This is a genomic window from uncultured Fenollaria sp., from assembly GCF_934202865.1.
In the GTDB taxonomy this organism is placed as follows: Bacteria; Bacillota; Clostridia; order Tissierellales; family Peptoniphilaceae; genus Fenollaria.
The window spans coordinates 1-6,471 of the sequence record NZ_CAKPYL010000063.1; the positions used below are offsets into that span (position 1 = coordinate 1).

The following is a 6,471-nucleotide window of genomic DNA, read 5'->3' on the forward strand; positions in this document are numbered from 1 at the left end:
TATCAAAGACCACGCAGATATATTTTGGGTCGTAGTCAGCCTTAATCTTGTCAAGCATGTTTAAAAAGCCATAGATACCGTTAGTAAATATGCCTTTCTTATTACTCAATAATCTAATTGCATAAAAAGCTCTGTTAAGTAAGCTCGAACCGTCTATAATTACAAAATTTTCCACTATCATCACCTGCTAATATCTTAACATTAAATGAGGTATTTGTCAATTAATTAAGATCACGATGAATGGATTAATGGTGATGGTGTAGTCAATAAAAAAGACACAAAAAAATATCTATTGAGATTTTTCTCCCCAATAGATATTATACAGCCTATAAAATCTCCCCAATAGATATTATACAGCCTATAAAATAAGTAGTAAGCTTTTAGCGAAAACACTATTTATATATATTAATATACTTGACTTCATTCTTTAATTGATGTATAATTTGTAATAGATAGAGGGTGAGCAAGACCTCTATCAGTTGGTTATTTGTCATATGAAGAGCTACATATGTAGCTCTTCATATTTTTTGTATGTTAGCTATAAAAAAAGAAACGTGCAAATACACGTTTCTTCTTGGTGGACCATCAGGGACTCGAACCCTGGACCCACTGATTAAGAGTCAGTTGCTCTACCACCTGAGCTAATGGTCCAAAACTACCTTACTATTATACAACAATATTTTTGATTTGTAAAGGCTTTTTTTAAAATTTCTTAAAAAATTTTAATTTAGTTAAAAGAGACAATAAGGTCTCTTCTAACTAAACAGCCTTATTTAACTTATGAGTCAATCTACTCATCTTTCTAGCTACTTTATTCTTGTGGAATAAGTTTCTTTGTTCTGCTTTCTTTAATTTTTTATCTATAACTTTAAGTGCTTCTCTAGCTTCATCTGTTTTGCCTTCGTTAACCAATGATTCAAATCTCTTTATAAGGTTCTTAAGCTCAGTCTTTCTAGATTTATTTACTAAAGTTTTATTTTTAATAACTGATATTCTTTTCTTCGCAGATTTAATGTTTGCCAATAATCTCACCTCCAAATTTCATAACATTGATATTTTACCATAAATTTATAGAAATAGCAAGACTTTTTTTAAATTTTTTTTATTTTTTCTAAAAATTGTCTTAATAATATAAAAAACTTGTAAAATGACATTAATTATGCTATAATAGATAGGCTTGGGGGTAGATGAGTCCTGGTGGGCTCTCCGGTCTTCAAAACCGTGCATGTGGGGTTTGTAGCTTCATAGGTGTGTTCGATTCGCACATACTCCCGCCATATATGATCAAACTAGTTTTAGTTTGATCTTTTTTTATTGTTTATCTTCCCCATATGTATTATAATATAGATATGAAGGAGTGATTCAATGAGTAAAATACTGAATTTCAAAAACAAAAACGACGATCAAAACAAAAAAGATAATAAATCATATACAAAAACTATTACTACCAAGCCATACAAATTCACTTACGCTAATTACAAGAGCGGCCTTGTCCTTTCCTACTTATATGTCAATGACAAGTCTTATGAGGTGAAGAGCTATTACGAAGCTTATGAGCTTATGCTTAAGATTCTTTCTCATGATTATGGTGAAGCCATCTTAAAATATTTTGATGAAAATAATCTTTCATCTACTAAAAGCTCTGACTTTACTAGGCCATATAAGTTTATTAACGTCTACATCGAAACTAGGCTCGAAACGAAAAAGCTACTTAAGATAATGGACGAGCTAGCAGAGCTTAGCGGCGCTGATTATTATTTGCTATCTAATAAGAAAAAGCTTAAAATTAACAGCACAAACGAAAGATATATATCCTGGCTTAGCTACTTAAGCATTAGCGCTGAGGACGATGCTCTTCTTAAAAAGATGAGTGCAGATGAAATTAAAAACAATTTCGCAAGTGACCTTGTCTTTGGAACGGCTGGCCTTAGGGGTAAGCTTGGTCTCGGCACAAATATGATGAACGTCTACACTGTAAAGCTCGCTGCCAAAGCCATTGCCCTAGTTTTAAAAGAGAAATTTGATTCGCCATCTGTAGTCATCGGCTACGATACAAGGCACATGTCACGCGAATTTGCTCATCTTAGCAAAAACATCTTGACAAATGAAGGCATTAAGGTCTATCTTTTTGATGAGGCATTGCCAACGCCTTTCGTGAGCTACGGCATAAGGCATTACAAGGCGTCCGCTGGGGTTATGGTTACTGCGAGCCACAATCCAAAGGATTACAACGGCTACAAGGTTTACAACGAGCACGGTTCACAAATTCTTGAGGAGATGGCTGAGCTTGTGCAAAATAAAATGAAGTCTGTAAACTTTGATAAAATCTCAATCACGGATAATAATGATAAATACTTAAAAATGATTGATGATGAGTTTTTTGACTCTTATTATAAGGACCTCTACTCTATTAAAATGGAGGTAGACGTGGATAAAGGCTTAAATTTCGTCTACACACCTCTTAATGGTACTGGTCTTAAGCCTATTGTCAAGGTGATTAAGGACTTCGGCTTTACAAATTATCATATACCTAAAATTCAAGAAGAGCCTGACCCTGACTTTACTAGCTGCCCTTACCCAAATCCGGAGTTTAAAGAGGCATTTAATGAGGCTATAAAACTCGCGAAAGAAAAAAAGGCCGATGCGATATTCGCGAGCGACCCTGACTGCGACAGAATCAATATGGCTGTGAAGAAAGATGATGAATACGTGATTTTAGATGGCAACAGAGTCGGCGCCCTCATGCTTGACTTCATTCTTAGTCATACAAAGCCTGCAAAGACTTCGTATCTAGTTAAGTCCATCGTTACATCAGATTTTGCGAAAGCCATTGCCGAGGACCATGGCCTTGAATCAGCTGACGTTTTGACTGGCTTTAAGAACATCTGTAAGCTCGCTAATGACTTTGAAACTGTGAGTGACAAGCACTTTTTCTTCGGCTTCGAAGAAAGCATCGGCTATGTATATAGAGATTTTGTAAGGGACAAGGACGCCGTTAATGCCTTTATGGTGCTTATTCAAATGACTGCTTATTATAAAAAGCATGATATAAATATCTTGGACCATTTAAATAGTCTTTACAAGAACTACGGCTACTTCGTTCAAGCGCAAGAGTCAATAGTCTTCGAAGGACTTGATGGCAAGGACAAGATGGCAAGGATTATGGATGAGTTCAGAAATAATTATAAGAGTGAGATCGATGGGCTTAAATTTATTAAGAGAGTCGATTACTTAAATGACGATACTGGTCTTGACAAGTCAAATGTGCTTAAGTACTACATCGATGACTACTCATGGATAGCGATTAGGCCATCGGGCACTGAGCCGAAGATTAAATTCTATTTCTCGATAAGAACGAAAAATGAAGACGAGGCAAAAATAGAATTAGATAGAATTAAAAATATCGTTTTAGAAAAAATTAAATAATTTCGCATTATAAATGGCTATGAAATCAATCATAGCCATCTTTTATCTGTATTCAATTAATCATCTATAAGCGCGTCTAGCTCTTCAAGTCTATCTATCCAAGCTAGCTCATCTTTCTTAGCTTGCTTCTTTACTTTTTTATGCTTAGTATCATTATCATCATTAAATAAAGATACTAGTAATACTATAGGAAAGAAGATTATCATAAATATGACTTTCACTAGTCCCATTAGCATCTTAATAATCATAAACCTACTTCTCCACTACTTCAGAAACATTGTCGCGCTTAATTACTTCAAAAGTCTTGTCGCCAATGTTCGATAGGTATTTTGAGTGCGTAACCATAATTATCTGCCTATTGAAGCTTTCGCTCACCTTGGATAAAAATTCGGCAACGTTGTAGATGTAATCTTCTGAAACGAATTTTGCTGGCTCGTCAAGCAGTATCGGTCCTTCGATCTTGGGATTGAAGACTTCTATCATGGCGAAGCGCAGTGCAAGTGAGATGATGTCAACATAGCCCCCGCCTCTTTGCTCTTGCGGGTCGGTCATTATCTTCTCGCCATCTACCTCGTCTTCTAGGAAAAAGTCAACAGCGACCTTACCATTGATACTTTTCTCTTCAATAACGAACTTGCTTTGCGAAGCAAATATCTCGTGAAGCGCGCCCGTAACCATATTCTCAATGCTCTTTATAGCTTGTTTTCTTGCGTAATCACTCGTCTTTTCTAAAAGAAGCTTAGTCTTTTCAAAGATCATGTTCTTCTCGTCAAGGCGCTCTGCCTCTTTCGCAAGCGAAGCTTTCTTCTCAAGAAGCATCTCTTTCTTGGTCTTGTCTTGCAAAATCTTGTTCTCTAGAGACTTATTAAATTTTTTAATTCTGTCAATCTCTAAAGCGTAATTATTCATTGTCTTTCAAAAGCTCCTCAGCCTTAGTAATGTCTGTAGCAATTTTATTTTCCAAGTTCTTTATCTCTGCTTCAAGATTTTCGGGCTCAATACCAAGAGCTTTTATCTCTTTAAGGATATTCTCCCTATCATTAAGAAGTATGTTTAGCCTTTCTTCGTACTTAACCTTATTCAGCTTTGCCTTGTCCAGACTGTCCTTCAAGGACTCAAGTCTATTTGTATAATCCATAATATCACCTTTATAAATATTCTTTCACAATCATGTCAATATGCGCCTTATCAACGTCCGAGTTGCAATATGGGCACTTCTTTAGCTTGATAAGTAGTTCTGTGTATTCTTTTAAGTCTCTATTTAAACCCTCGTCGTTATCTTTGATAAAATAGCGTCCCTTGTCAATGGATGCCGATACATCATCCAAACGCTTTTTGAGTTCATTTAGTTTAGTAAAAGCGTTCAAGTTCTTTACTATGGTATTGTCAATGTCGAGCTTTTCTGTTATATTTTTGCTTTTCTTGTAAATGGCCTCAGTATTATTAATTTCATTTTTAATCTTATCGAGCCTTGTCTTGTAATTTTTGTAGCTTTCTAAAACTTCGTAAGCTTTCGCCGTGCTCGATATAAGCGCTTCGTTTGATAATATCTTGTCGAAGTCCTTTATCCTATCAAGTAGATAGTCATTATTTTTCTTATTATCCTCAAGTTTAGCTTTAAGTGAATTTATCAGCTTTAATTTTTCTACTGCGTCTTCTATATTCTTAGTAAGCGTCTCTCTAGCTTTAAGTAATTTTTCTTCTCTTTCAATATCTTTATATGCTAATATCTTTTCATCAAGCTCTTTAATCTCTTCATTTATCCTCTTGATATCAGACTTTTGCGATTTTATATCCTTATTCGTATCGTCAATGGCTTTGTCGACGACATCTAAATTATACATCTTGCCGATAAGAGCCGACTTTTGTGTCGCTGTGTAGCTAAACATAAAGGGTCCATCGTGCTGGAACTGTATATTGAAGTTTATGTCATTAGACTTATCAAGCGTAATCTTTTTTATCTTCATCACGTTTGATACTTCTGGTGGAAGCCCTGTTCTTAAGCTGTTAAACTCTTGAACTTCGCCAGTCTTTTCATTGTATATGATATATAAATTTTCTTTTTTCGAGCGCTTTCTCTCAACTGAGTAGTCATTGTTGAAATAAAGTCTGACTGATACAAAGTCTTCGTTATTTCTAAGCATGCCCATGCCTTGTGGCTCGTTAAAGAGTACCCAGCGTATCGCTCTAAGTATAGCTGTCTTGCCATTGTCAGATGGTCCGACGATAACGTTTAGTCCAGCATCAAAGTCAAGCGAAGTAAATTTATGCGACTGAAAATTTATTAGATCTATCTTATTAATCTTGACCATGAATATCTTCCTCCGCTTTCTCTAAACGCTTTTTCGCCTCATCTATGACTTCTTTCTCAACGCCTTCCGCCTTGATTATCTCTTCAAAAACGCTGTAGTAATCATACTTATCAAAATCAGCCGCTTCTTTTATAGTGTTCTCAAAATTAAGAACTTCTAATTTATCATTCTTGTGCTTTTCAATGTACTCTCTGTCTAAGACCTCGTAGCCAGGCTTTGCGCACTTCACATCGATGAGCTCAATCTTTGGCTTTAAGTCATCATTGATCTCGATTAAAGCGTACTGAGGCATCCTCTTATACTCTTCCGTAGTGTTTGAGCACCTTGTAAGTGAGCCTGGATTTAAAAATGTCCTGCCATTGAGACTGATTACACCAAAGCCTGTATGGTAGTGACCTGATAATGTTAGGTCTGCCTTAGTATTGATTATATCAGTAACAACTGTGTGTTCTATCTCTTTTATAAATGGTTTTTCTAAGAGCATGCCGTGAACAACATTGATCAGAAACTCGCCATCTTTTTTATCATATTCACTTAGTAAATAGGCTTCCTTATCTTCAGCGTCCATCTTGTATATATATGGCGTACCTATGATTTTAACGCTATTACCATTAGCAAAGTTCTCTTCAATGGTACTTTCTCTATCAAGCATCTTGACTGCTCCAAAAGACTCGAGTAGGCCTAAATGCGTTCTAGGAAGCGTATCAGGATTACGGCCATAGATGTCGTGATT

8 protein-coding genes and 2 tRNA genes are annotated in these 6,471 nt (G+C 35.7%); 2 read left to right on the forward strand and 8 right to left on the reverse strand.

Features of this window, described 5'->3' with window-relative positions:
- The 3 genes from Q0E71_RS06170 to rpsT form a co-directional block, all read right to left on the reverse strand.
- Positions 1 to 181: hypothetical protein (locus tag Q0E71_RS06170; RefSeq protein ID WP_294797056.1), on the reverse strand; the 181-nt coding region annotated here is incomplete at its 3' end.
- A 394-nt stretch (positions 182 to 575) separates the two neighbouring features.
- A tRNA-Lys gene (locus tag Q0E71_RS06175) sits at positions 576 to 651 on the reverse strand.
- A gap of 108 nt (positions 652 to 759) precedes the next feature.
- Positions 760 to 1,023, reverse strand: coding sequence for a 30S ribosomal protein S20 (rpsT, locus tag Q0E71_RS06180; RefSeq protein WP_294797058.1), 264 nt, complete (start codon positions 1,021 to 1,023; stop codon positions 760 to 762).
- A 156-nt stretch (positions 1,024 to 1,179) separates the two neighbouring features.
- On the opposite strand from rpsT, the gene Q0E71_RS06185 reads away from it, so the two are divergent.
- Positions 1,180 to 1,277, forward strand: a tRNA-Sec gene (locus Q0E71_RS06185).
- Positions 1,278 to 1,365: 88 nt separating this feature from the next.
- Positions 1,366 to 3,426 carry a phospho-sugar mutase gene (locus Q0E71_RS06190; protein ID WP_294797059.1) on the forward strand — a complete coding sequence of 687 codons (2,061 nt, stop codon included), beginning with the start codon at positions 1,366 to 1,368 and terminating at the stop codon, positions 3,424 to 3,426.
- 56 nt (positions 3,427 to 3,482) lie between these two features.
- Here Q0E71_RS06190 and Q0E71_RS06195 read toward each other — a convergent pair whose 3' ends face one another.
- The 5 genes from Q0E71_RS06195 to Q0E71_RS06215 all read right to left on the reverse strand — a co-directional run.
- The gene (locus tag Q0E71_RS06195; protein ID WP_294797061.1) at positions 3,483 to 3,674 is read right to left on the reverse strand and encodes a hypothetical protein; all 192 of its coding nucleotides are present in this window, start codon (positions 3,672 to 3,674) and stop codon (positions 3,483 to 3,485) included.
- Positions 3,675 to 3,678: 4 nt separating this feature from the next.
- On the reverse strand, positions 3,679 to 4,335 hold the full coding sequence (locus tag Q0E71_RS06200) for an ATPase (RefSeq protein WP_294797063.1): 657 nt from the start codon (positions 4,333 to 4,335) through the stop codon (positions 3,679 to 3,681).
- Complete coding sequence (locus Q0E71_RS06205) at positions 4,328 to 4,564, reverse strand: hypothetical protein (protein ID WP_294797065.1); 237 nt, start codon at positions 4,562 to 4,564, stop codon at positions 4,328 to 4,330. The genes Q0E71_RS06200 and Q0E71_RS06205 overlap by 8 nt, the downstream gene beginning before the upstream one ends.
- Positions 4,565 to 4,574: 10 nt before the next feature.
- Complete coding sequence (locus Q0E71_RS06210) at positions 4,575 to 5,738, reverse strand: AAA family ATPase (RefSeq protein WP_294797067.1); 1,164 nt, start codon at positions 5,736 to 5,738, stop codon at positions 4,575 to 4,577.
- Positions 5,725 to 6,471, reverse strand: a 747-nt coding sequence (locus tag Q0E71_RS06215; protein ID WP_294797069.1) for a metallophosphoesterase, incomplete at its 5' end; no start/stop codon positions are given. The genes Q0E71_RS06215 and Q0E71_RS06210, both read right to left, overlap by 14 nt.

Bases quoted from the DNA above. Each gene is read 5' to 3' on its own strand.
- Q0E71_RS06190 (WP_294797059.1), top strand. From the start codon at position 1,366: ATGAGTAAAATACTGAATTTCAAAAACAAAAACGACGATCAAAACAAA.
- Q0E71_RS06210 (WP_294797067.1), bottom strand. From the start codon at position 5,738: ATGGTCAAGATTAATAAGATAGATCTAATAAATTTTCAGTCGCATAAA.
- Q0E71_RS06200 (WP_294797063.1), bottom strand. From the start codon at position 4,335: ATGAATAATTACGCTTTAGAGATTGACAGAATTAAAAAATTTAATAAG.
- Q0E71_RS06205 (WP_294797065.1), bottom strand. From the start codon at position 4,564: ATGGATTATACAAATAGACTTGAGTCCTTGAAGGACAGTCTGGACAAG.
- Q0E71_RS06195 (WP_294797061.1), bottom strand. From the start codon at position 3,674: ATGATTATTAAGATGCTAATGGGACTAGTGAAAGTCATATTTATGATA.